The 24616-nt window shown below is 70.4% G+C and carries 22 protein-coding genes; 16 read left to right on the forward strand and 6 right to left on the reverse strand.

What is annotated here, in order from left to right:
* Positions 1-10 precede the first annotated feature (10 nt).
* The 3 genes from J2S66_RS20750 to J2S66_RS20760 are packed head-to-tail and all read right to left on the reverse strand — an operon-like array spanning position 11 to position 3148.
* Entirely contained in the window at positions 11-811 is an 801-nt protein-coding gene (locus J2S66_RS20750; protein ID WP_310308866.1) for a pentapeptide repeat-containing protein, read from the reverse strand.
* Positions 808-2619, reverse strand: coding sequence for a DNA helicase RecQ (recQ, locus tag J2S66_RS20755; protein WP_310308867.1), 1812 nt, complete (start codon positions 2617-2619; stop codon positions 808-810). The genes J2S66_RS20750 and recQ overlap by 4 nt, the downstream gene beginning before the upstream one ends.
* Positions 2620-2674: 55 nt before the next feature.
* The gene (locus tag J2S66_RS20760; RefSeq protein ID WP_310308869.1) at positions 2675-3148 is read right to left on the reverse strand and encodes a hypothetical protein; all 474 of its coding nucleotides are present in this window, start codon (positions 3146-3148) and stop codon (positions 2675-2677) included.
* Between the two features lie 209 nt (positions 3149-3357).
* Between J2S66_RS20760 and J2S66_RS20765 the strand changes: the two genes are divergently transcribed.
* From J2S66_RS20765 to J2S66_RS20775, 3 genes are all read left to right on the forward strand, one after another.
* Entirely contained in the window at positions 3358-4239 is an 882-nt protein-coding gene (locus J2S66_RS20765; protein ID WP_310308870.1) for a helix-turn-helix domain-containing protein, read from the forward strand.
* 24 nt (positions 4240-4263) lie between these two features.
* Positions 4264-4452: a DUF397 domain-containing protein gene (locus tag J2S66_RS20770; protein WP_310308871.1), complete on the forward strand. Its 189-nt coding sequence runs from the start codon at positions 4264-4266 to the stop codon at positions 4450-4452.
* Between the two features lie 61 nt (positions 4453-4513).
* Positions 4514-5707: an HNH endonuclease signature motif containing protein gene (locus J2S66_RS20775; RefSeq protein ID WP_310308872.1), complete on the forward strand. Its 1194-nt coding sequence runs from the start codon at positions 4514-4516 to the stop codon at positions 5705-5707.
* Between the two features lie 9 nt (positions 5708-5716).
* Here the strand turns inward: J2S66_RS20775 and J2S66_RS20780 are convergent, their stop codons facing one another.
* A complete protein-coding gene (locus J2S66_RS20780) occupies positions 5717-6883 on the reverse strand; it encodes a hypothetical protein (RefSeq protein ID WP_310308874.1) in 1167 nt (388 codons plus the stop codon).
* Positions 6884-6915: 32 nt separating this feature from the next.
* Between J2S66_RS20780 and J2S66_RS20785 the strand changes: the two genes are divergently transcribed.
* From J2S66_RS20785 to J2S66_RS20825, 9 genes are all read left to right on the forward strand, one after another.
* Complete coding sequence (locus tag J2S66_RS20785; RefSeq protein WP_310308876.1) at positions 6916-8031, forward strand: ScoMcrA-related endonuclease; 1116 nt, start codon at positions 6916-6918, stop codon at positions 8029-8031.
* A gap of 239 nt (positions 8032-8270) precedes the next feature.
* Positions 8271-9158 (forward strand): IS5 family transposase, encoded by an 888-nt coding sequence (locus J2S66_RS20790; protein WP_310308877.1) that lies wholly within the window; start codon positions 8271-8273, stop codon positions 9156-9158.
* A 317-nt stretch (positions 9159-9475) separates the two neighbouring features.
* Positions 9476-10990, forward strand: a complete 1515-nt coding sequence (locus J2S66_RS20795; protein WP_310308878.1) for an ATP-binding protein — start codon at positions 9476-9478, stop codon at positions 10988-10990.
* Complete coding sequence (locus J2S66_RS20800; protein ID WP_310308880.1) at positions 10945-11988, forward strand: PD-(D/E)XK motif protein; 1044 nt, start codon at positions 10945-10947, stop codon at positions 11986-11988. The genes J2S66_RS20795 and J2S66_RS20800 overlap by 46 nt, the downstream gene beginning before the upstream one ends.
* Positions 11985-14840, forward strand: coding sequence for a Z1 domain-containing protein (locus tag J2S66_RS20805; protein ID WP_310308881.1), 2856 nt, complete (start codon positions 11985-11987; stop codon positions 14838-14840). The genes J2S66_RS20800 and J2S66_RS20805 overlap by 4 nt, the downstream gene beginning before the upstream one ends.
* 80 nt (positions 14841-14920) lie before the next feature.
* The gene (locus tag J2S66_RS20810) at positions 14921-16267 is read left to right on the forward strand and encodes a DNA cytosine methyltransferase (RefSeq protein ID WP_310308882.1); all 1347 of its coding nucleotides are present in this window, start codon (positions 14921-14923) and stop codon (positions 16265-16267) included.
* A gap of 101 nt (positions 16268-16368) precedes the next feature.
* Positions 16369-17007, forward strand: coding sequence for a very short patch repair endonuclease (locus tag J2S66_RS20815; protein ID WP_310308883.1), 639 nt, complete (start codon positions 16369-16371; stop codon positions 17005-17007).
* A 13-nt stretch (positions 17008-17020) separates the two neighbouring features.
* Positions 17021-17626, forward strand: a complete 606-nt coding sequence (locus tag J2S66_RS20820; RefSeq protein WP_310308884.1) for a hypothetical protein — start codon at positions 17021-17023, stop codon at positions 17624-17626.
* 104 nt (positions 17627-17730) lie between these two features.
* Positions 17731-19212, forward strand: a complete 1482-nt coding sequence (locus J2S66_RS20825; RefSeq protein ID WP_310308885.1) for an AAA family ATPase — start codon at positions 17731-17733, stop codon at positions 19210-19212.
* Here the strand turns inward: J2S66_RS20825 and J2S66_RS20830 are convergent.
* On the reverse strand, positions 19197-20276 hold the full coding sequence (locus J2S66_RS20830) for an outer membrane protein assembly factor BamB family protein (protein WP_310308886.1): 1080 nt from the start codon (positions 20274-20276) through the stop codon (positions 19197-19199). The two genes, J2S66_RS20825 and J2S66_RS20830, sit on opposite strands and share 16 nt — an antisense overlap.
* Positions 20277-20436: 160 nt before the next feature.
* Here J2S66_RS20830 and J2S66_RS20835 point away from each other — a divergent pair, with 160 nt between their 5' ends.
* Together J2S66_RS20835 and J2S66_RS20840 are read left to right on the forward strand one after the other, a co-directional pair.
* Entirely contained in the window at positions 20437-21321 is an 885-nt protein-coding gene (locus J2S66_RS20835; RefSeq protein WP_310308887.1) for a helix-turn-helix transcriptional regulator, read from the forward strand.
* A 127-nt stretch (positions 21322-21448) separates the two neighbouring features.
* Positions 21449-22276: a dioxygenase family protein gene (locus J2S66_RS20840; protein ID WP_310308888.1), complete on the forward strand. Its 828-nt coding sequence runs from the start codon at positions 21449-21451 to the stop codon at positions 22274-22276.
* On the opposite strand, the gene J2S66_RS20845 is transcribed toward J2S66_RS20840, so the two are convergent.
* Positions 22179-22592 carry a DUF6223 family protein gene (locus J2S66_RS20845; protein WP_310308889.1) on the reverse strand — a complete coding sequence of 138 codons (414 nt, stop codon included), beginning with the start codon at positions 22590-22592 and terminating at the stop codon, positions 22179-22181. The two genes, J2S66_RS20840 and J2S66_RS20845, sit on opposite strands and share 98 nt — an antisense overlap.
* Positions 22593-22792: 200 nt before the next feature.
* Between J2S66_RS20845 and J2S66_RS20850 the strand changes: the two genes are divergently transcribed.
* Both J2S66_RS20850 and J2S66_RS20855 read left to right on the forward strand, forming a co-directional pair.
* Positions 22793-23899 carry a sensor histidine kinase gene (locus tag J2S66_RS20850; RefSeq protein ID WP_310308890.1) on the forward strand — a complete coding sequence of 369 codons (1107 nt, stop codon included), beginning with the start codon at positions 22793-22795 and terminating at the stop codon, positions 23897-23899.
* Entirely contained in the window at positions 23896-24561 is a 666-nt protein-coding gene (locus tag J2S66_RS20855; protein WP_310308892.1) for a response regulator, read from the forward strand. Before J2S66_RS20850 ends, J2S66_RS20855 begins: the two co-directional genes overlap by 4 nt.
* Positions 24562-24616 lie beyond the last annotated feature (55 nt).

Here is a 24616-nt window from a genome sequence, read left to right on the forward strand (position 1 = left end):
TCCGGGGCGGTCAGGCCCAGTGCGCGGGCCTGCGCAGGCCGTCGGGCAGGAGCGTCGTCCCGTCGCCGCGCGCCGCGTCGACCTGGGCCTGGGTGAGGAAGAACGCGCCGGTCAGGTCGGCCCCGGCGAGGTCGGCCCCGCGCAGGTCGGCGCCGATGAAGTCGACCAGCCGCAGGTCCGCGCCCCGCAGGTCCGCGCCGATGAGGTACGCGCCGCGCAACGTGGAAGCCCGCATCCGCGCCCCGCGCAGGTCCTTGCCGACGAGGTCGGCGCCCCGCCGGTTCCGACCGCGCCCGCGCACGAGTTCGCTGGCCCGCAGCAGGAGCGCGTTCGCCCGGCCCCAGTGCGGGCCGACGTCGAGCGCGAGCAGTTCGTCGGGCGTGCCCCCGGCCAGCGCCTCCACCGTCGCGCGGACGGCGGCGAGGTCGGCGTGCAGTTCGCGGGCGGGTTCGAGGGCCAGCGCCGCGGTGAGGTACCAGAGCAGTTCGTGCAGCTGCCGCACCACGGGGAACACGTCGAACACCCGCCGCGCCGACGACGGGTCGTCGCGCCACGTCGTGCCGCCGAACGTCACCTGCGTCACGCGCTGGCCCGCGCCGAAGCAGTCGTACACCGTGCAGCCGGCGAACCCGCGCGGCCGCAGCTCGGCGTGGATGCCGCACCGGGAGTCGCCGCCGAGGTTCGGGCACGGGGTGCGCGCCGGCTTGTCGATGGCGAAGTCGTCCGACTTCCCGAACGCCGGGACCACGCAGCACAGGCCGGTGCAGCGGGAGCAGTCGGCGCGCAGGTCGGTGAGCTGGAGCCCGGTCACGCGTTCAGCTCGTCCAGGATCTGCTGCCCGTACTTGGCCAGCTTGTTCTCGCCCACGCCGTTCACGGTACCCAGCTCGGACAGGGTGCTCGGCCCGGTGGACGCGATCTGCCGCAGCGTCGCGTCGTGGAAGATCACGTAGGCGGGCACGCCCTGCTCCTTGGCCGTCGCGGCGCGCCACGCCCGCAGCCTCTCGAACACCGGCGTGGCCTCGGCCGACAGCTCGACCTGCGGCGCGGCGGACTTCGCGGTGCTCCTGGCCGTGCGGACCTTCGCGGCGCGCTCGGGTTCGCGGCGCATCGAGACCGCGCGGCCGTGGAACAGCACCTCGTCGCTCGCGGGGGTGGTGACGAGCGTGGAGTACTCGCCCTCGACTTCGAGGAGGCCCTGCGCGAGGAGCTGGCGGACGACGCCGCGCCAGCCGCTCTCGTTCAGCTCGGTGCCGATGCCGAAGACCTTGAGCTGGTCGTGGTCGTGCTGGATGACCTTCGCGGTCTTGCGGCCGAGCAGGATGTCGATCGTCTGGCCCGCGCCGAACTTCTGCCGCCGTTCGTTGCGCAGCCGCACGACGGTGGAGAGGACCTTCTGCGCGGGCACGGTGCCGTCCCACATCTCGGGCGGGTTCAGGCACGTGTCGCAGTTGCCGCACGGCGTGCCGGACTGGCCGAAGTAGTTCAGCAGCTGCACGCGGCGGCACTCGACCGTCTCGCACAGCGCGAGCATCGCGTCGAGGTGCGCCATGAGCTTGCGCCGGTGCTGCTGGTCACCCTCGGAGTCGTCGATCATCTTGCGCTGCTGGACGACGTCCTGGAGGCCGTAGGCGAGCCACGCGGTGGACGGCAGCCCGTCGCGGCCCGCGCGGCCGGTCTCCTGGTAGTAGCCCTCGACGGACTTCGGCAGGTCGAGGTGCGCGACGAACCGGACGTCCGGCTTGTCGATGCCCATGCCGAACGCGATGGTGGCGACCATGACCAGGCCGTCCTCGCGCAGGAAGCGCGCCTGGTTCTTCGCGCGCACGCCCGACTCCAGCCCCGCGTGGTAGGGCAGGGCGGGGATGCCGTTCTGGACCAGGAACTCCGCCGTCTTCTCCACCGAGTTGCGCGACAGGCAGTAGACGATGCCGGCGTCGCCGTCGTGCTCGGTGCGGATCAGTTCGAGCAGCTGCTTCTTGGGCTCGTTCTTCGGCACGATGCGGTACTGGATGTTCGGCCGGTCGAAGCTGGCCACGAAGTGCTTGGCGTCACCGAGGTTCAGCCGCTGCGCGATCTCGGCGTGCGTGGCCTCCGTGGCGGTCGCGGTGAGCGCGATGCGCGGCACCTCGGGCCACCGCTCGTGCAGGTGCGACAGCGCCAGGTACTCGGGCCGGAAGTCGTGGCCCCACTGCGACACGCAGTGCGCCTCGTCGATCGCGAACAGCGACACTTTGCCGCGCTCCAGCAACCGCGACGTCTGCTCGGTCCGCAGCCGCTCGGGCGCGAGGTAGAGCATGTCCAGCTCGCCGCGCAGGAACTCGGCCTCGACCAGCGCGCGCTCGTCGGGGAACTGCGTGGAGTTCAGGAAACCGGCCCGCACGCCCAGGTCCCGCAGCGCGTCGACCTGGTCCTGCATCAACGCGATGAGCGGCGAGATGACGACCCCGGTGCCCTCGCGCACGATGGCGGGGATCTGGTAGCACAGCGACTTCCCGCCGCCGGTGGGCATGAGCACCAGCGCGTCGCCGCCGGCGATGACGTGGTCGACGATCTCCTGCTGGTCACCGCGGAAGGACTCGTAGCCGAAGATCCTCCGCAGCACCTCTTGCGAAGCCATCGCGCGATCCTAACCGACCCCTCCGACAGCCCTGCCCGCACGACTCCGGAGCGGGTCAGCCCCCCGTCGCCGCCCGGGCGGTCAGGGCCGCGTACCTGGCGCGCTCGGCGGCGTCGTCGGCCGACTCCATCGCCTCGACCGCCGCCCGCACGGCGTCCCGCGCGCGTTCCGCGGCCCGCGCCGCGCGCCCGGCCGCCGCGAACGCCGACGCGGCCAGCTCCTCGGCGCCCGCCCGCCGCGCCGCCTCGGCCTCGGCGCGCGCGAACGCGGCGGCCGTGCACGCCTGCGCGCCCGCTTCGTCGACGTCGCCCAGCACCCGCTGGGCGGCCCCGACCAGCGCCATGTCGCCCAGGGCGGCGTCGGCCCGGTCCCGCAGCACCCGGAGGTGCGACTCGCCGAGGACGACCTCGATGCCGTCGCCGATCGTCAGGAACGCCGTCGACTCCAGGCTCCCCCGCAGGTCGATCGGAACGCCCTCCTCCAGGTGGATGCCCAGGCTCGTCACGACCTGCCCACGCGTTCCAGCCATGCCGTCTCCTCTTTCGGTTGACCGATCACCGCGAAACCACAGCCGACCGCTGTCGGTGTGACAAGGTGCGATCGAAAGTCAAGAACACGACCAGTAGAACACGCACGTACGTTTAGCACCCTTAATCGACCGGGTGAATCCCGCGAATCACTCAATACGGGTACTTCCAACACGTGCGAAATGGCAACGGATAAAGAAGAGGACGACCCGTGCCCCACCTCCTTGACGACAGCCCCGTCGGCCAGCGCCGCCAACTCGGCGCTGCCATGCGCAGCTTCCGCAAGGAGGCCGGCATCGACCGCGACGAGGCCGCCGAGCTGATCGAGGCGACCGGCCCGACGCTGACCCGCAAGGAGCGCGGCGAGAGCAAGTTCAAGCGCCAGGAGATCGAGGTGCTGGCCAGGGCGTACGACATCGGGCGCGACGACCTGTCCATGCTCCTCGAACTGGCCCGCGAGGTCCGGGCCGGCACCAGGCGCGGCGAGTTCCCGATGTTCGTCCCGCTCAAGAGCCGCGCCTTCCTGGAACTGGAACGCGCCGAGGCCGTCGAGGTCCTGGCGGTGACGCTGACCCTCGTGCCGCTGTACTTCCAGACCGAGGCGTACATGCGCGAGCTGTGGCTGCGCAGCGGCGACCTGCTCGCACCCGAGCGCATCGAGGAACTGGTCGCCCTCCGCAAGGCCAGGCAGCAGGTGCTCGCCAAGCGCAACCCGCCCACGATCCGCGCCGTCGTGCACGAACTCGCCCTGCGCCTGCCGGTCGGCGGCCCGGCCGTGATGCACGAGCAGCTCCTCCACCTCGCGGCGGCGTGCGACCTGCCCAACGTGGAGATCCAGGTCCAGCCGATCTCCGCCGGCGCCTACCCCGGCATGGACGCGGCTTTCTACCTGCTGCGCTTCCGCAACGGCCCCACCGCCGACATCGTCCAGGTTCACGGCCACGCCGAGTCGTTCTACCGCGACCGCGAGACCGCCACCGAGCCCTACCGGGTCGCCTGGGACCGCCGGAAGGTCGCCGCCCTGGACCTCCGGGCGTCCAAAGCCCTGATACTGGAGGCCGCGACCCGGTTCGAGGTCGCAACGGGCAGTTGACCTCCACGGAGGCGAGGCGGCGCGATGACCAACCACTCGGAGTGGCGGAAGTCCAGCTACAGCACCGGCGATGGTGGCGGCAACGAGTGCGTCGAAGTGGCCCGGAGCGGCAACAGCGCCCTGGTCCGGGACAGCAAGAACCCCCGGCGACACCTCCGCGTCACCCTCACCGGCCTGCTCGGGGCGATCAAAGCCGGCCACTTCGATACCTGACACTGTCGTGTTCACCTGATCAAGTGATGAAAGGGAACGCGTGTTCGGATAGCTTGGGAATATGGAGATCCCGCCCGCGCTGCTTTCCGACGACGACGTGTTCAACGCCGTCGCCGAGACCGCGGCTGTGGCACGGGCAGCGCACCTGAGGCAATTGCGGTTGCTGGCCGAGGTGTTGCGGCGCGGGCTGGACACCGACACCTTTCGGCGGTTGGTGCGCGCCGACCCGCGTGACCTCAAGCGCTGGACGGCACAGGTGAACCTGTTCCTGCCCTCGCTCAGCCCCACCGGCCAACCACTTCCTCCCCTGCACCCGGTAACGGGTGCGGTGTTGGAGGAGTTGTCCGACGGCCACCTGACGGAATTGGCGCGGGCCATCTCGTTGCGCCTTCCGGACGGGTCGGAGGAGATCCTGGTCGAGGCCGCGCGGTCGGTGGAGCCGAAAGCGGTGCGGCAACTCGCCGACCGGATTCGCGACCGCGCCGAACAGGACCGCGTCGACGAGGTGGACGAGCCCGCCGCCGACCCCGGCGACGTGCTGCACCTGCGCGACCTGCCCAGCGGACGACTCGAATTCTTCGGTGAGTTGTCGGCGGAGACCGGGGCGCGGTTCACCGCACTGCTCGAACCGCTCTCCGCACCCCGCCCGGACGGCCCCCGTGACGCGGCACGACGCAGGGGCGAGGCATTCGCCGACCTGATCTCACTGGCTTCGCGGTCGGGCGACCTGCCGTCGGAGGCCGGGGAACGGCCGCACATCAGCGTCACCATCGACTACAAGACCTTGCAGCACCGTGTCGGGCACGCGTTGTTGGACGGCGACCGCCACCTCAGCGCCGCCCAGGCCCGCCGCATCGCCTGCGACGCCAAAGTCCTCCCCGTCGTCCTCGGCGGCGACTCCGAAGTACTCGACCTCGGCCGCGCCAAGCGGACCGTCAGCGTCGCCCAACGCCGCGCGCTGCACGCCCGCGACCGCGGCTGCGCCTTCCCCGACTGCCACCGACCACCCAAGTGGTGCGACGCCCACCACATCCAACACTGGGCAGACGGCGGGCCTACCGACCTGTCGAACCTCGTGCTGCTCTGCCGCACCCACCACAGCCTCATCCACCACTCGCAGTGGCAGATCACGACGACCGGCGGGACACCGGTCTTCATCCCACCCCGACACATCGACCCCGCCCAGAGGCCACGCCAGAACCTGCTCCACCGACCACCCGCGCCTGTACCCACCCCCACACCACTGGCCGCGTGACCACTCCGCTCAACCCCGGAACACGTTCTCCCGGTGCCAGCGGAAGTAGGGCGCCGAGCCGTCGTGGAGCGACTCGGTCACCCGTCCCCGCAGCAGTTCCAGGTGCAGGTCCAGCGGGCCGCCGGTGGAGGCGGTGAGCACCGCGCCGTCCTCGCCCACGGTGACGTAGCCGAGTTCGAACAGCTTGTCGCAGCCGAACGAGCAGGCGAGCATCGCGATGTTCTCCAGGTCTTGGCGCTCATCGTCCGTCGCCACCTGCCGCTTCTTGACGTGCGCGGCGACCAGGAACTCCACCGGGAACGGCCGGCCGCACAACGCGCACGGCGCCACCTCGTCGTCGCCGACGAGCAGACTGCGCAACGCGCCCTGCTCCTTTCGGTACTTGGCCGTGACCCGCCCGTCCAGCTCGGCGAACTGCCGGACGGTCCGCTTCAGAGGTGTGCGCACGGCCCGGCCGTCCTCCACACCCGCGCCTGCGGCCACCGCGACCAGCGCACCCACCACGTCTTCCACCGGCGCTGTTCCCGTCCGCGTGAACCGGTCGAGCCGGACCTGGACGTCACCCACCGGGACCTCCACGCGTCCGCCGGCGGTCTCCACGACAACGGCCCCCGCCGGCACGGCGACGATGTGCCCGCCGCCGGGCAACTGCTCGCCGATCCGCACGCGCAGCTCGTCTGCGACGTCCACACGGCCGGCGGGCCACACGACGTCGATCTGCGGCCGCTCCAGCTCGCGTTGCAGCCGCGCAGCGTCCTGCGGCCCGTACTCCGGTATCTCCAACCGCAGCCGGATGCGCCTGGTGCCGTTCCCGGCCGTCGTTGCGCCCTCCGACTGGCCGATCCGTCGTTGCGCCCTGGTGAGCTGCCTGCGCAGAGCGAGGAAGTCCGTGCCGGGCGCCAACCGCAAGGGCTCGCGCACCAGCCGCCGTTCCTCCTCCGGCAGGTTCCGCTGCTGCGTCCGGAGCGAGTCGACCAACACCTCGCTCACCACGGCGCGCCGGTCCCCGAGCCGGCGCAGCAGCAACTCCAACGCCTCCCGGTAATCGGGGTTGCGCACATCGCGACCAGCAGCTCTCCCGCTGGAACTGGCCAGCACCAGGGACAGCCCGTCGCCCTCGGCTTCGATCGCGAAGTCCGCGTGCAAGGGACGCCCGGAATCGTTCGTGAACGGCACCCTCACACCGTGCCAGAGCGCATGATGGACGGATGCCGGAAGTGGTCCTGTCCGAGATCCGACGCCAGGACGTGCTCGACGCCATCGCGCGGCACGACGAGCTGGGGGCGGAGGCGTTCCTGGAGCACTACGGCTTTCGTGAGGCGCGGGCGCTCCTGCTGGTCCACGACGGCCGGCGCTACCCGTCCAAGGCGATCGTCGGCGTCGCCCACGGGTTCCTCCCCGGCCGCCGGGTGCTCCGGCCCAGGGACTTCACCGGCGGGATCGCGTCGGTGGTCCGGGTCCTGGAGCGCCTGCGCTTCACCGTCGTGGACCTGCGCGAGGACCGACCGGACTCCCCGGCGGAAGACCTGCTCTCCGGTCTGCTCTCGCTCGACCGCACCGCGCTGCGCGAACCGCTCGCCGCGCTGTGGGCGATCGGCCGGGTCGATGACGGCGAGCGCCTGCACGACCGGGAGGGCTTCCGGACCGGCGTCGGTGCCGTGTTGGCCGAGTTCGGCGACGGTGGCGACCCCGGGCCGGCCTTCCACGACCTGGGCAGGACCGGCGTGTGGGAAATCGTCCCGGTCGGGGGCACGGAGCCGCGCGCGGGTTTCACCGTGCGGTCGCACGAGCACCTGCGGGTCGACGTCTCGTTCCGGACCAGGGCGATCAACACAGTCCGTGCGCGTTTCCTCGGCGCCGTCGACGACCACGAGGCGCTGCTGGCGTTCGTCGGCCTCGCGGACTACGCGCGGGTGGACGCCCGGGGCACGACGACGCCCGGCCGCCGGCCGGTCTCCGGCACCACCGTCGCGCGCGCTCGGGAGGTGGCCAGGCATGTGAAGGCGCTGCACGACAACCGGTGCCAGTTCTGCGGCACGCGCCTGCGCACCGCCTTCGGCTTCCACAGCGAGGCCGCGCACATCGTGGGCCTGGGCGTGCACGGCGGTGAGGACGTGCCGGAGAACGTCCTGTGCCTGTGCCCGAACTGCCACGTCCAGTTCGACACGTTCGCGCTGTACGTGGACGAGCACGAGGTGGTCCGGTGGGTCCACGACGACGCCGAGGCGGGCCGGCTGCGCCGCCACCCCGAGCACCACGTCGACCCGGCCCACCTCGCCCACCAGCGGAACCTCTGCGCGATCGAGCCGGTCAACCGCCTGTAGCCCTCTCCAGGGCGCTCGAACCCTGGTGAGGCACGAGGCGAGGACACTCACGATCGACATGACGGGTTCGTCCAGTGGTTCTACCTGCAAGGACCAAGGAATCTGCGATGTGTGACGACTCGACGGACATCCTTAGTGGCCGTTTCTGAGCTTGAGCAGGTGAGGGCCCTTTGGTGCGCAGACGAGGGAACTCCTGGTAGATCGGACGTTGTCGAAGCGCCGCTCTGCCAGGAGTTCCGTTGTTATCGTGCCCGATCCCCGCGGGCGGTTCCACCGCGGGTGCCCCCTGCTGCCGCCTGGCCGCCTCCCACCAGCCCACCCGACGGACGGCTCGGTATCCCACCGACCTCACCGATGCCCAGTGGGCCGAGTTGGACCCGCTGTTGCCCGATCCGGCGTGCCTGGCGGGTCGGGGCGGGCGGTGGGAGAAGCACTGCCGTCGCCTGATCGTGGACGCGATTGGCTACGTGGTGGACAACGGGATCAAGTGGCGGGCTTTGCCGGCGGACTTCCCGCCGTGGCAGACGGTCTACAAGCGTTTCGCCGCCTGGGAGAAGGTCGGTGCGTCGCAGCGGCTGCTCGACGCGTTGCGCGACCGCGTCCGCCTGGCGGAAGGCCGGGCAGCGGCGCCGTCGGCGGCGGTCATGGACTCGCAGTCGGTGCGCGCGGCCGCCACCGTCGGCCGGGCCACGCGGGGCTGGGACGGCGGGAAGAAGGTCGCCGGTCGCAAGCGCCACATCGTCGTGGACACCCTGGGGCTGTTGTTGGCGGTGCTGGTGACGCCAGCCTCGACGCAGGACCGGGTCGCCGCCCGCAGCCTGTTGCGGCGCCTGCGCGACATCGCCGGCGGGCGGGTGTCGTTGGTGTGGGCCGACGGCGGCTACACCGGCTCCCTGCTCGACTGGGCGCGGAAGACCCTTCGCCTGGCGGTGGAGATCGTGCAACGCCCGCAGGTGCCGTACTTCACCGTGCTGCCCAGAAGGTGGGTGGTCGAACGAAGTCTTGCCTGGATCACCGGACACCGCCGCTGCGTCCGCGACTACGAACGACTTCCGCACCACCACGAGGCCATGGTCCGCTGGTCCATGATCCGCATCACCAGCCGCCGACTCACCCGACATCAGTAGCTCGGAAACAGCTACTTACAAGTAACCACGGTTCCGCTGATCGACGTCCCTGAGCAGACGGGTTCGTGTCCCGCGAACACGATTATCCGGGATCACGTGGTGCACGACCTGGCACAATCGGATCGCAGGAAGTCCAGACAGGAGTCGAATCCGGGCGGTCGCAGGGATCGTGCATTATAGGACACTCATTCAGAGATGGCCACTCCGTTGATAACGCCTCATCTCGATAACGTCCGGTAACAAAAAGCCAGGCAGCAGGTATACCGAGTACAACGTGGCTCATGTGCCCAGCGAGCCACCGCCCGACAGGAGCAGGGGTGGAGCACGTGATCGAGTGGAGCGCGACCGTACCGACCGCAGGCAGCCTCGAACTGCCGCCTGATCCCCGGGCTCTGGACGCCATCGGTCGCAACCACTCGTTGTCGACCGCTCTCGCCGACCTGGTCGACAACTCGATCGATGCGGACGCGACACAGGTTCTCGTCCGCATCGTCAAGATCGGCGAACGACTGACCTCGCTGTACGTGGTCGACAATGGTCGCGGCATGCGGCCGGACGTGATCGACTCTGCGATGACCGTAGGCGGTCGGCGAGAGTATGGCGACGACGATCTCGGTCACTTCGGGTTGGGCCTCAAGGCCGCATCCTTCAGCCAGGCCAGGAACCTGACGGTGATGTCACGAGCGGCGGGTCACGAAGCAGTCGGACGACGTTGGCGCCTGGACACCAACGGCAGTCGTGGTTTCGCTTGCGACGTGGTTCCCGGCGAGTTCGCCGAGTCGGAGTTGGGGCGAGACTGGGGGATCGAACTCGGCCCCAGCGGAACCGTGGTCCGCTGGGACGACGTGGTCGCTTTCCCGGCCACGGACGACCCGCGTCGAGTCGACGAGTTCATCGACCACATGATCACCAGCGCCTGTCAGCACACCGGCATGGTCTTCCACCGATTCCTCGAACAGGACCGCTTGAGCGTCGACTTCGACGTCCACGAAGTCGACACGGGCTTCGTGGGACCGCCGATTCCGGTCACACCACTGAACCCGTTCGGTTACGCGCGCTCCGGTCGAGCGGACTTCCCGCGGACCCTTACAGCCGAGACGAACGGCCTGAAGCTGGCCTTCCGCTGTCACCTGTGGCCAGGACAATCAGGCAATCCCTCGTTCCAATTGACGGGGAATCCGGTCAACCACCAAGGACTTTACTTTTACCGACGAGACCGCCTCCTTCAGGCAGGCGGCTGGGAGGGTGTCCACGCGCCCAACCCGAAACTCCGACTGGCGCGCGTCGAGGTGGAGATCGATAACGACGTGGTCGGCCTGTTCAGGATGAACCCGGAAAAGTCGCGGGTGAACGTAGGGCCGGAGTTTGCGCGGTTGGCGGCCTTGGCCAGGTCGGACGACGGTCTCAGCCTCGACGAGTACTTCGACTTGGCGGAGGCGGTGTACAAGGAGTCGACCAAGCGCTCGACCAAGCGGACGCCTATGGTCCACCCGGCTGCGGGACTACCGCCTCGTGTCCGCGACACAATCAAGCGCGAGATCCCCGAGAAGCCTGGTGAGGACCCCATCGACATCCGCTGGGAGAACTTCACCGATGACCTCTTCTTCCGCGTCGATCGCGACCGGCGCACGTTGTGGCTCAACAAGCGCTACCGGAAGATGCTGCTCGGTGGCAAGCACGGCGGCCTGAACGACCTGCCCCTGCTGAAGTCGTTGCTCTACCTGCTGGTCTCCAATGTTTTCGAAGGCAATCACCTCGGCCCGAAGGACAAGGACAACATCGCACTGTGGCAAACGATCCTGACGGCTGCGGCGAGAGCGGAACGACAGTGACGGCAAATATCTCGATCGGCGAGCGCCACGTGTCTATAGCGAATTTCGATCGAGTGCTCGACAGCGGAGTACCCGTCACACTTTCGGTCACCGGCACGCCGGCAACTTTCGTCTTCATCGAACCCCGCGCACCGGAAATTGGCCTGCGGATCGAGGTCAGCGGCCATGGTGACGCTCCCGACATCAATCTGCACAACATCTCCGCACGGATCGCCTTGCGTGACGGAAAACGCTTCTTCGAGGTCGTCGTGACAGTTCGGGAACTGTTCCACGATGCCTATCCGCTCCTCTGCTCCGTGGCGGATCACGTGCAACTCGGCGGCATGACACCCGCTCGTGCGCTTCAGGTGACCCTCGACCGGATGTCCTCCCTGTTGCAGACACCCGACTCGCTGTCGCGGGAGCGCGAGATCGGCTTGTTCGGTGAGTTGCTGGTTCTTGGTGGTCTGATCGATCGGCTCGATGCCGCGAAGGCGATCGAGGCGTGGCGTGGAAGCCTCGCGGAGGAGCACGACTTTGGACTCCCCGATCTCGACGTCGAGGTCAAGACGACGACCTCGGAATCCAGAACACACTGGATCGAGTCGCTCACCCAACTGGTCCCCAAGGTGAGTCACCCGCTCTGGCTGGTCTCGCACCAGCTCACCTCAGCGGGCACCGGTCCCGGTGCGAGCCTGCCGGACCTCGTCGACACGATCCACGCTCGGCTCGGTTCGGACGTCCACCGGGATCATTTCGAGAGCGCGCTCTCGCACACCGGCTGGCGGGAAGAGCACCGGAAACGCCTGACGACCCGTTGGACCCGACGGTCGACCAGCCTGGGTTATCACGTCACCGGCTCCTTCCCGCGCCTCACACCGGACGACCTGCGAGGTCGGGGTGTGGTCATCGACCGCATCCCGACGATCCGCTATCGGATCGACCTCGACGGCTACACGGACCGACACGACCTGCCGGAGATCATCCGGAACGCCTGCGACTTCCAAGGATGGACATGATCACCTCGTTCGTCCGGGCGTACACGAGCGCCCTGCGCGCCATGGAAGGCGACACCCCACGGGGCCTGGTCAAGCGCGCCGAGTTGGAGGCCGATGACCTCGAGCCCGGTCTCGACGTATCGGAAGCGCGACTGCGAGAGCACCTCGCGGTCGCCGATCCCAACGACAAGCTGCGCCTCGACCTGCACATGAACCTCGCGAAGTGGGACAACGCCCCGGTCGAGGGCAACCCATGGACAAACGGCACCGAGCCGAACACCGAGGGGCGCCGGGCACGGGTGGTCGAGGCGCTGCGGCTCGACGCCGAAACCGCGGCGGAAATCACGCACCGCTTCCCACTCGCCAAAGGCGACGGCACAACGGTCATCGCGGGCCCGTGGGAACCGTGGTACACCGCCGAGGTCAAGAAGGCCCGCGACTTCTACTGGGGACACTACGCCGACTACCTGCACAACCAACGTCACTGGGACGTCGATGCGATCGTCAACCTCGACATGGCCACCACGCGTGTCGTCGAGCGCCTGATCGACCCGTCCCGGGCCAAGGCGGGGCAGACCAAGGGTCTGGTCGTCGGGTACGTGCAAAGCGGCAAGACCGCCAACTTCACCGGCGTGATCGCGAAGGCCATCGACGCCGGGTACCGCCTCGTCATCGTGATGACCGGTACCACCAACATCCTGCGTGAACAGACCCAGCGCCGGGTGGACATGGAGTTGATCGGCCGCGAGAACATCCTGCGCGGCACCGACGAGCACGACCCGGACGCGGCCCAGTTCATCGACTACCTCGACGACGAGGACTGGATCGCCGACCGCTTCGTCCGACACGGCGCGTGGCCGTCCCAGATCGGCAGGCCGGACATCCACCGGATGACGAACCGCCGATTCGACTACCGACGCCTCCAGCAGGGCCGTTCAGCGCTGGAGTTCGAGCGCCGGGACCGCACCAAGCCCTTGTGGCACCCGGACAACCTCTTCACCAGCGATGCCCGCCTGATCATCGTGAAGAAGAACGCCACGGTGCTCAGCAACCTCGTCAAGGACCTGAAGAACACTGCGGACCGGCTTGAGAACATCCCCGCGCTGATCATCGACGACGAGTCCGACCAGGCATCGGTCAACACGACCGACCCCAAGAAGTGGCGCGAGGACAAGAAGAACCGGACAGCCATCAACAAACATCTGTCCAACCTCCTCGGACTGCTCCCCCGCGCGCAGTACATCGGTTACACGGCCACTCCATTCGCGAACGTCTTCGTCGACCCGACGGACGCGGAGGACATCTTCCCCAAGGACTACCTCATCTCCCTGGAACGGCCGCTCGGCTACATGGGTGCCGAGGACTTCCTCGACCTCGACATCGACCCGGACGTCGAGCGGACCTTCCGCAACTCGAAGGAGATGGCGCACCTCCGCTTGTTGGACGAGGACCAGGACGAGGACGACGCAGAACTTCAGGCAGCCCTCGACTCGTTCGTCCTCACCGCGGCCATCAAACTGTACCGAGAAGCCAATGGTGCCAAGGCTTTCAAGCACCACACGATGCTGGTGCACGAGACGATGCGGACAGCCGGTCAGCGGTCCCGCGCCGAGGCCATCCAGGATCTCTGGCGAGCGGCCGGGTACTTGAGCGGACGTGCCCACCGCAGGTTGCGAACCCTCTTCGATGAGGACTTCGCACCGGTGTCGGAGGCACTCGTGCTGGAGTATGCGATGCCTCCTCGGTTCGATGACCTGACGCGGTTCCTCGGCGAAGCCGCCCGCCGGATCGCGCCCAACGGGAATCCGGTCCTCGTCGTGAACAGCGACAAGGACATCGAGCAGGAGGACCTCGACTTCGACAAGAGGTCCGTGTGGCGGGTGCTCGTCGGCGGCAACAAGCTTGCCCGGGGCTTCACCGTCGAAGGACTCACGATCACCTACTACTCCCGGAAGGTCGGCCACGCCGAGGCGCTGATGCAGATGGGGAGGTGGTTCGGCTTCCGCAAGGGTTACCGAGACCTGGTCCGGCTGTTCATCAGCGGGGACGTCCGGGACGCGTTCGAGGCGGCGTGCCGGGACGAGGAGCACTTCAGGGAAGAACTGCGCCAGTATGCCGTCATGGTGGACGGCCGCCCCCTGTTCACGCCTCAGCACATCCCTCCGCTGGTGACCCGGCACGGTCTCCGGCCGACCGCAGCGAACAAGATGTACAACGCCAAGTTGGTGCAGCGACGCAACCCCACCAAGGAACCGAGCTCGGGTTACCCGCTGTTGACCAACCAAGCGGCCCTCGACCGCAACATCGACGCTCTCGTCCCCCTGTTGAAGGCCGCGCGGGATGTCACGTACCCCACTGGAGGAGGCCGAACCTTCGAAGCCTTCCTCGGGGAGGTGTCCCACCAAGAGATGCTGTCCGCCTTGGGCGGCTTGGAGTGGGCGACGCCTGAGACGTTCGTCCCGGACCTGGCCTGGCTCACGAGCCTTTCCGAGGAGGTCATCGACCGGTGGGACGTCATGCTCCCTCAGCAGAAGACGGGCAAGAGGGTGGACATCCGAGGGGTCGGCAAGTTCACCGTCCACGGCCGGACCACCGGTGGAGGCCAGAGCATCCGAGGCAATGCCGAAAGCGCGCACCGCGAGGCGCTCGGCGCTATGCCGGGCAGGAAGTTGACGTCAGGTGGCGCGCTCCTCTACCCGGTGATGAACAAGAACGAACTGGACGGCGATCTCGCGACGGATGGCCGTCCGACCAGATTGGTCATGGCACTCATGCTCCAACTACCGAAAGGCGCGCTCCCCCCGGATCGCAAGCCTCTGGTCTACCAGGTGGTCGTTCGCGAAAAGCCCTTGTACGCCATCGTCGACGCGTGACCGGCTCTCCGCTTACCGCAAGGTGGACGACATCCACCACCTTGCGGTCCGGTCGGCATGCGAAGCGGTAGGCTCCCCGCATGTCGGCTGAACCGGATCTGCCGGGACGCACGTCGGTGGAGCTGTTCGCGGGCGGTGGGGGCCTGGCGATGGCCGTCGAACGCTCGGGGTTCCGACCGTTGCTGCTCAACGAGTTCGTCAAGTACGCCTGCGACACCCTCGAGCAAAACGGCGCCACCTCGCGAGGCGAAGAGGAGCGCATCCCGGAGCCGGGCGAGAAGCCTCCCCTGGTGCGCGGCGACGTCCGCGACCTCAAGATGGGCTACCTTGAAGGTGCCGTCGACCTCCTCGCCGGCGGTCCTCCGTGTCAACCGTTCAGCCTGGGTGGTGTCGCGAAGGGGGACGAGGACAAGCGGAACATGTTTCCCGAGATGTTCCGCGCGATTCGGGAAATCAAACCGAAGGCATTCATCTGCGAGAATGTCAGAGGCCTTCTCCGACCTTCCTTCAAACCCTATTTCGATTACATCACCCGCGAGCTGATGTTCCCCTTCGAGGAGCGCGACCCCGAAGCCAGTTGGCTGCAGCACAACGCGATCCTCGAGGCCAAGGAACAGCGCGGCGACGTCAAATCCGTCGAGCGTTACCAGGTTTTCACGTTCCCAGTGAACGCCGCCGATTACGGCGTGCCACAGATCCGCAACCGCATTATCGTCGTCGGCTTCCGGGGCGATCTCGACATTGATGTGGAGCTATTGCGACAGGCTGTCAGTCCCACTCATTCCGAGAAGGAACTCCTCCTTTCGATGAAGTCCGGGGAGTACTGGGATCGCCACCGGAACGTTCGAGGACGAGCCGACGTGCCGGATCACGTGATAGGGAACGTCATGGGTGCGTTGCAGCCCGTTCTACCGCTCGAGCGGACTTCGGAGGAACTGAAGCCCTGGCGGACCCTGCGCGATGCCCTGGCGGACGACCTGGGCGCGGGACCTCTTCCGGACGTCCCCTGGAACCGCTTGGACCGGCGGCAGTACGACGACATGCCCAAGGAGCACATTGGTTGGCCGGACGCACGGTTCTACGCCGGGCATACCCCGAACTTCCTCGACCGTCCCGCGAAGACGGTCAAGGCGGGTGTCCACGGCGTCCCGGGCGGCGAATCGGTGATGTTGACCGACACCCCTGTCGGTAAGAACCAACCCGTCGACCCCGTGGCCGAGAAGGCCGGAAAGACATACCCGTACCAGCATCGGTACATGACGGTCCGGGAGACGGCCCGCGTGATGACGTTTCCCGACGACTGGGAACTTTGCGGACCGCGTGGTGAACAGATGCGACAGCTGGGCAACGCCGTTCCGGTCCTCTTGGGCGAAGTGTTCGCGAAAGCCGTGGCGACGGTACTCGACAACGCCGAGAAACGATCGTGAGGCGTCCGTCCACACGCGCTTGGAAAGCGAATCCCGACAGGTCGAGAACACTGGCCGCTGCCGAACAGGACAAGGCGGCGGGCGGAGCTTACCGACGTTTGGTGGACCTGGACGCCGGGCAGACCACCGAGGGGTCCGTCGTGCTCAAGGCATCCGAGGAGACGGGCGTCATCCGCGCCTACCTTCGATGGCGCGACCGCGGCCGCACCGTCTCGAGGTCACTCGGTGTGGTCGAGCACAGGACGCGGTCGGCCAACCTGGTCGAGGGCTGGGAAAGAGCGCGCTCGCTGGGACTCGCGCGAGAGGAAGCACTGCCCGACGACTCATGGGCGTCCTCGCGCGACGTACGCGCTTCGATGAGGGGGAACCGGGGGCGGGACACCAGTCCCGAACTCCGGTTGCGCGCCGCGCTCCACGCACGCGGTCTGCGGTACCGGGTGTCGACGCGGCCGCTGCCGGAACTGAGGCGTACCGCAGACATCGTCTTCCCCAAGGAACGGTTGGCGGTTTTCGTGGACGGCTGCTTCTGGCACGGCTGTCCGGAACACCACCGCCCGGCGAAGAAGAACTCCGGGTTCTGGAGCACGAAGATCGTCGATAACAAACGACGCGACGCCGAGACGAACCAGGCCCTCATCGAACAGGGGTGGACGGTGATCCGCTGTTGGGAGCACGAGGACGTGGACACCGTCATGGACCAGATCGTCAGTTCGCTGGGCCGTTCCGCACATCAGCGCTGAAGCAGGGGGACGCATGCCGGAAATCGCGATGCCCAAGGAAGTCAAGGATTCGGTCATCCGCGAGCTCTACCGCCAGGTGGGATCGCTGGATTGGGAGGCGGTCCCTACCCGCCAGCGCACCGCCTACTACACCCGCTGGGTGGAGGACGAGGCGATCGGCGGAGAGTTGGCGGACTACTACACAGCGGAGGGCATGCGCGTCTGGCTCAAGGACGGTCCGCTGAAGGAGTACGCCCGAGCCCTGGAGAACTTCGGCTCCTACGCCGCGTACGCCACGAAGAGGTTGTCGCCCCCCGACGAGTTCGTCACCGAATTGCTCGGGGACAGGTGGACCATCAAGCCCGGTTCCCTGGGCGAGAAACCAATGCACTGCACGGTCATCGACCAGACGCGGGAGCGGTACGTCTGTTGGGGCAGACCTCGTACCTTCAGGGACATGTTGTGGGCGGCCGTCAACAACGCGGTGACCGCACCGTCCAAACCGTTGATCGTCGTGTACGTCACCGACGACGCGGAGGTCGAAGAGCAGCAGAAGCAGCGGCACGAGTTGATCGCGAAGCACTGCTCGCTGGACCTTGCCCACGTCCGTCGTCGCCTGGAAATCCTGCCCCAGAGTTGACGTCGTCCAGTCGAGAGGACTTGAAATCGCCGCCCCTCCGCACGGCACGCTGAACAACCGCGATAAACCGGGCGTGCGTACCCCCTGACGTGCATGATGGGGTGATGGGGGATGATCTGAGCGGGGACGACGCCAAGGCTCTCGCGGGCAGCCTGCGACGGTTGTTGCAGCTGACCGCCACGCTGGTCGAGGAGGGCGGGGAGGCGGCGCCCCTGATGGAGCGCGTGCGCGGGCACCTGGGGTGCGAGCTGGCCCGGGTCCTGTCCGTGTCCACGCGGTTCGAGGTGTGGGAGCACGTCAACGTCCAGCGCGGGGCGGACGCCTACCTGGCCGCCCACTCGCCCGACGCCGAGTGGTTCGGCGTGTCCGGGCAGCACCGGGGGCACGAGGACATCCTCGGGACGCTCCTGGCGGCGCGGCACGGGCAGGCGTACGGGCTCGGGTCCGCCGACTACGCGACGGTGGCGGCGGGGCCGGCGGAGACCGTGGACGTCGTGCAGCTCGGCCTGGTGGCGACCACCGCGCCGGACGGCACCCCGGTGTTCCTGGGTGTGCGCGGGCCCACCGAGTTCGGACCGCCGACGTGCCGGCTGGAGGTGCTGGCCGCCGACCGGGCCGCGGCGCGGGCGGTCGGGGCCGAGGTGGAGCGGCTGGTGCGCGAGCACGACGGGTTCCGCGGCAAGGTGCTGTCGTTCGGGTGGAGCGAGCACCGCGGCAACGAGCTGCTGACGTTCCTGCCCCGGCCGACGCTGGAGGCGGACGCGGTCGTGCTGCCGGACGGGGTGCTGGAGACGATCGAGCAGCACGTGGTGGGCATCGCCGAGCACTCGGAGCGGCTGCTCGCCGCCGGTCAGCACCTCAAGCGCGGGCTGCTGCTGCACGGCCCGCCCGGCACCGGCAAGACGCACACCGTCCGCTACCTGATGAGCCGGCTGCGCGACACCACGGTGATCGTGCTGACCGGTGCGTCGCTGCGGCTGATCAGCCAGGCGGCGGGGTTGGCGCGGCGGTTGCAGCCGTCGATGGTGGTGGTGGAGGACGTGGACCTGGTCGCGATGGACCGGGGCGTGCCGGGGGCGGGCACGAACCCGCTGCTGTTCGCGCTGCTGGAGGCGATGGACGGCATCGGCGCGGACGCGGACGTCACGTTCGTGCTCACCACGAACCGGGCGGACGACCTGGAGCGCGCCCTCGCCGACCGGCCGGGCCGGGTGGACCTGGCGGTGGAGGTGCCGCGGCCCGACGCGGACGGCCGGCGCAGGCTGATCGAGCTGTACGGCCGGGGCGTGGACCTGCGGGCGGACCTGGGGCCGGTGGTGGAGGCGACGGAGGGCGTCACGGCGTCGTTCATCAAGGAGCTGCTGCGCCGGGCCGTGCTGGACGCCGTGCGCGCGAACCCGGACGTCGCGCCGGTGGTCGGCGACGAGCTGGCCGACGTGGCGCGGGCGATGGCCGACGAGCGCGGTTCGCTGACCGGGGTCCTGCTGGGCGGGTCGGAAGGGCCGCGGTCCGGGCCACTCGCCTCGCCGGTGGCGCACCCCGGGGTGGCGGTGGGCCACGGCACCATGTCCTACCGGACGACCTGAGGGGCCGGTGGATCGGCTCCCGGCCAGGGGCCGGGCAGGCGGGACAGGGCGCTGCGCCCCACCGCGAGCACGTCGTCGCCGAGGCGGTGCAGGGCGGTGACGTGCTCGCCGGTCCACGTGCGCCCGAGCACGCGCCCGTCCGCGCCCACGGAGCGGACGACGCCGGAGGCGACCAGGTGGACGCCCCGGTGGGGCAGCACGGAGGTGACGGGCGCGCCCGGGTCGATCCGCCAGGCCACCTCGCCGGTCCGCGCGTCGAGGGCGGTGCAGCCGGTGGGCCACTCCGGCAGCCACAGCAGGTCGCCGAGCACGACCGGTGCGACGGGCAGCAGGCCGCCGGACGGCGAGGTGGTGGATACCGGGGTGGCGGGCAGCAGGCCGCCGGACGGCGAGGTGGTGGATACCGGGGTGGCGGGCAGCGGGGTGGCGGGCAGTCGGGCGAAGTCGAGGCCGCCGTCGGGCGCGAGCCTCGCCAGCAGGTCACCGGCGCACCGGGCCACGACGTCCGCGCCGACCCTCGCGAACACCGCGCCGTCGCCGGTCGGCAGAGGGGCGGGCATGGTCCAGCGGACGCGGGTGGCGCCGTCACGCGCGCCCACCGACCTGACCAGGTCGCCGCCGGGGTCGCCGAGCACGACCGCGTCGTCCACCGCCAGGGGGCGGGTGGCCGGCCGGTCGTCGCGCCACAGCGGTCGCCCGGTCGCCAGGTCGAACGCGAGCACCGGCGTGTAGCCGCGCCACCCGCCGACCAGCACCGCGCCGTCGGCCACCACGAGGTTCCCGGTGTGGTCGGGCACGTCCGCCCGCCACACGACGTGGCCGGTGGCGAGGTCCAGGCACAGCAGGTGCGGCGGGGTGGCCGGCAGGACCAGGCACCGGTCCTCCGCCACGACCAGCCCACGCGGCCACGGCCCGACCGGCACGTCCCAGGTGGCCGCGCCCGAGTCCGGGGCCACGCGCACCAGGCGGGTGTTGCGCTCGTGCACGACCACGGCGTCGTCGGCGACGGCGAGCCGGTCGACGCGCTGGTGCAGCGGTCGGCGCCAGAGCGGGGTGGTGGTCATCCACGCAGTCCACCACGCCGCGCAACGGGTGACGACGCGAATGCGCTGAACAGGCCGTTGATCGACCCGCGACCGACTTCCGTCGCGTTCCGCCCCGCCGCCGGGCGTGCCATGGTGGACGTGGCCGCCGCCCGTCCGGACTCCGAGAGGACAGCGGCACATGCGCGGCACCACCGTGTTGCCCGGGACCCCCTGCGACGCGCCGAGCGGGGGCGGGCCGCCGGTGCACCGGCTGGAGGTGGCGGGCACCCCGTTCGCCCTCGGCACGTTCGACACGATCGGCCCGCTGTCGCGGGCGGCGTTCCCGCACCGGCACACGTTCCACGAGATCCTCTACGTCACCGGCGGCACGGGGGCGCACGTCGTCGACCTCGCGCGGTGGGAGCTGGCGCCGCCGCACCTGTGCGTCGTCTCGCCCGGCCAGGTGCACCACTGGGACGGGGCGCGCGACCTCGACGGGTTCGTGCTGCTGTTCACCGACGACTTCCTGCTCGACCACCCGGCCGACCGGGACCTGCTGCGCAGGCTGGGCGCCCGGCCGTGGGCGACGCTCGACGAGCCCGGACCGATCGGGCGGCTGGTCGCCGAACTGGACGAGGAGTACCGGCGGGGCGGCGAGGCGTCCGTGCTGCGGGCGCTGCTGCACGTGCTGGTGGTGCGCGCGGCCCGGCTGCCCGCGACGCCCGCGCCGCCGCCCGCGCCGGCCGGGGCCGTGGCGGAGGAGTTCGTCCGGCGGATCGGCCGCACCGACCACGGCCTGTGGTCCGTGCGCGCGCACGCGGACCGGATCGGCGTGACACCGGGTCACCTGACCGAGGTGGTGAAGGCGGCCACCGGGCGGACGCCGTCGCAGCTGGTGCGCGAGGCGCGGACCCGCGAGGCTCAGCGGCTGCTGGCGCGGACGGACCTGAGCGTGCGGCAGGTCGCCGGGCGCGTCGGGTTCGCCGATCCGGCGTACTTCTGCCGCTTCTTCCGGCGCGAGGCGGGGACCAGCCCCGGCGGGTTCCGGCGTTCGCAGCTCGCGCGGGCCCTGCCTGCGCGGTGAGGTCCACCTGCGACGCCCACCGCACCCGCGAGGATCACCACGACGGGCCGGTTGCGTCCATCGTCCGCACCCCGTGCGCCTTCGTAGGTTCGGGTGGTCCCCACCACGTCCCCCACGAGGAGCGAACATGGATGTGCCAACGGAGGCCACCCCCGGCGACGGCGGGCGCGGGCTCGGCAGGCGCCCGGTGCTGCGCGCCGCGCTCGCCGCCGGCGTCGCGCTGCCGGTCGCCCTGATGGGCGTGCCCGCGCTGGCGCGCACCGTCGGCGAGGCGGGCGGCGCCCCGGAGCCGACGCCGCGGTGCGACGACGGCGACGACCCGACGCCGCCGCAGATGGAAGGCCCGTACTTCAAGCCGAACTCGCCCCGGCGCACCGCGATGCCCGACGGACCGGGCACGCGGCTCACCGTGTCCGGCTACGTGTTCGGCCTGGCGTGCCAACCGCTCGCGGGCGTGCTGCTGGACTTCTGGCAGGCCGACGCCAACGGCGTGTACGACAACACCGGCTTCCGGTTCCGCGGCCACCAGTTCACCGACGCGCGGGGCGCGTTCACGCTGTCCACGATCGTGCCGGGCCTCTACCCGGGCCGCACGCGGCACCTCCACGTGAAGGTGCAGGCCCCCGGCCGGCCGGTGCTGACCACGCAGCTGTACTTCCCGAACGAGCCGCGCAACAACACCGACGCGCTGTTCGACCCCCGGCTGCTGATGACGGTGCAGGACAGCGGGACCAGCCGCACGGCGGCGTTCGACTTCGTGCTCGCCGTGCCGGGCACCGGGCCGACGACCACGACCACGTCGCGGCCCGGTGGCGGCACGTGGGCGGCGGGCGTGGACTACGCGGCGGGCGCCCGCGTCACCCACGGCGGGGCGGCCTACGCGTGCCGCCAGGCCCACCGGGCGCAGGTGGGCTGGGAACCGCCGAACGCCCCCGCCCTGTGGAGCGCCGCCTGACGGCCAGCCCGCCGAGGACCGCGCCGACCAGCCCCACCACGACGGCCACGACGCCGCCGCCCAACCCGTTGCCGGTGCCGAGGCCGCCGTCGGCGGTGATCACGACCAGCCCGCCGACGACCGCCGCGACCAGCCCGACCACGACGGCCGCGACGGCTCCGCCCCGCCCGTCCCCGGCGCGGCGACCGGCGGAACGGGCCAACGCCATCCCGCCGGCGACGACCGCGGCCGCTCCCGCCACCGCGGCGGCGGTGGCCGCGGCCCTCCCGGGTCCCAGGGTGACGACGTCTGCGGCGAGCAGGTGGTGCACGGACATCGGGGTGCTCCTCTTCTCCACGGCTTCCCACGGCGGACGTGTCGATCGTGCCGGTCGCCGCGCCGCCGGTCGTCGTGCGCGCGCGGGAGATCCGCGCTACCGCCGACGCCGCAGCCGCCGCCCGACTACCGCCACCGCGGTAGTCGGGGATCGTCCGCGAGCAGGACTTGCCGGGGCGGGCGCCCGAATAGGGTTCACCCATGCGCGGGGCACGGGTCGTGGACTGGGCGGTCGCCGTCGGCGTGGCGGCGGCCCTGCTGACCACCGGCGTGTCCGGGCAGCACCCGCCCCCGCCCCTCGACGCGCCGGGCTGGGCGTTGCTGGCGGCCGGCGGCCTGGCGCTGGCGGCGCGCCGCCGCGCCCCGGTCGCCGTGCTGGTCGTGACCGGGGCGTGCGCGCTGGGGTACCAGGCCGTCGGCTTCGACGTGCCGGTCGTCGCGTACCTGTTCGCGGTGTACGCGGCCGTGCGGGCGGGGCGCCGGGGCGTCGCGGTGGCGGCCTCGGTGGTCATGCTGACCGCCCTGCCGCTCTCGATGCTGCTCCTCCGCGACGGGTCCGCGGGCGAGGCGTTCGCGGAGTCCCGGGACGTCCTCCAGTTGGCGTGGCTGATCGCCGCCGGCGCCGCGGGCGAGGCGCTGCGGCAGGCCGAGCGCCGGGCGGACGAGGCCGAGCGCACCCGCGAGGAGGCGGCGCGGCGGCGTGCCGACGAGGAGCGGCTGCACATCGCGCGCGAGCTGCACGACTCGCTCACCCACCAGATCTCCGTCATCAAGGTGCAGGCGGAGGTCGCCGTCCACCTGGCGGCCAAGCGGGGCGAGCGGGTGCCGGAGGCGCTGCTGGCGATCCGCGACGCCGGCCGCGAGGCGGCCCGGGAGCTGCGGGCGACCCTGGAGGCGCTGCGCGACGACGAACCCCCGCCGCACGGGCTCGACCACGTCCCGGACCTCGTGCGGCGGGCCCGCGCGAGCGGCCTGGACGCGACGCTGACGATCGACGGGCGGCACGACGACGTGCCCGGCGCCGTGGGCCGGACCGCGTACCGGATCGTCCAGGAGTCGCTGACCAACATCGCCCGCCACGCCGACGCCGGGACCGCGTCGGTCCGGATCGAGCACCGCCCCGACAGCCTGGTCGTCCGGGTCGACGACGACGGCGCCGCCACCCCGGCCACCGCTCCCGACCCCGGCGTCGGCCTGCTCGGGATGCGCGAGCGGGTCACCGCCCTGGGCGGCAGCCTGCGGGCCGCACCGCGCACCGGCGGCGGCTTCACCGTCCACGCCGAACTCCCCGTGGAGCGGACGCCGTGATCCGCGTCCTGCTGGTCGACGACCAACCGCTGATCCGCAGCGGGTTCCGCGCGCTGCTCGACGCGGAGGACGACATCGAGGTGGTGGCCGAGGCCGGTGACGGCCGCGAGGGCCTGGCGCTGGCCCGGGAGCACCTGCCCGACGTGGCGCTCGTCGACGTCCGGATGCCGGTCCTGGACGGCATCGGGACGACGCGCCGCATCGCCGGGGACCCGGCCCTCGCCGGGGTGCGCGTGGTGATCCTGACCAACTACGGCCTCGACGCCTACGTCTTCGAGGCCCTGCGCGCCGGGGCGGCCGGCTTCCTGGTCAAGGACGTCCTCCCGGAGGACTTCCTGCACGCCGTCCACGTGGCCGCGCGCGGCGACGCCCTGCTGGCGCCGTCGATCACCCGCAGGCTGATCGCCCGGTACGTCGCCCAGCCGCACCCGGACGCCGCCCCGAGCCGGGAACTGGCGAGCCTGACCACCCGCGAGCGCGAAGCCGTGACCCTGGTGGCGCGGGGCCTGTCCACCACCGAGGTGGCCGAGCGCATGGTGATCAGCCCGCTGACCGCGAAGACCCACGTCAACCGGGCCATGACCAAGCTCCATGCCCGCGACCGGGCCCAACTGGTCGTCCTGGCCTACGAATCGGGCCTGGTGACGCCGCGCGACCCGTGACGCCCCGGCTCGCGCCGCGGGAACCCCGCCCTCGTGCCCGGGCGGGGTTCCCGCG

Origin of the sequence: Saccharothrix longispora (assembly GCF_031455225.1) — a bacterium.
Taxonomy (GTDB): Bacteria; Actinomycetota; Actinomycetes; order Mycobacteriales; family Pseudonocardiaceae; genus Actinosynnema; species Actinosynnema longispora.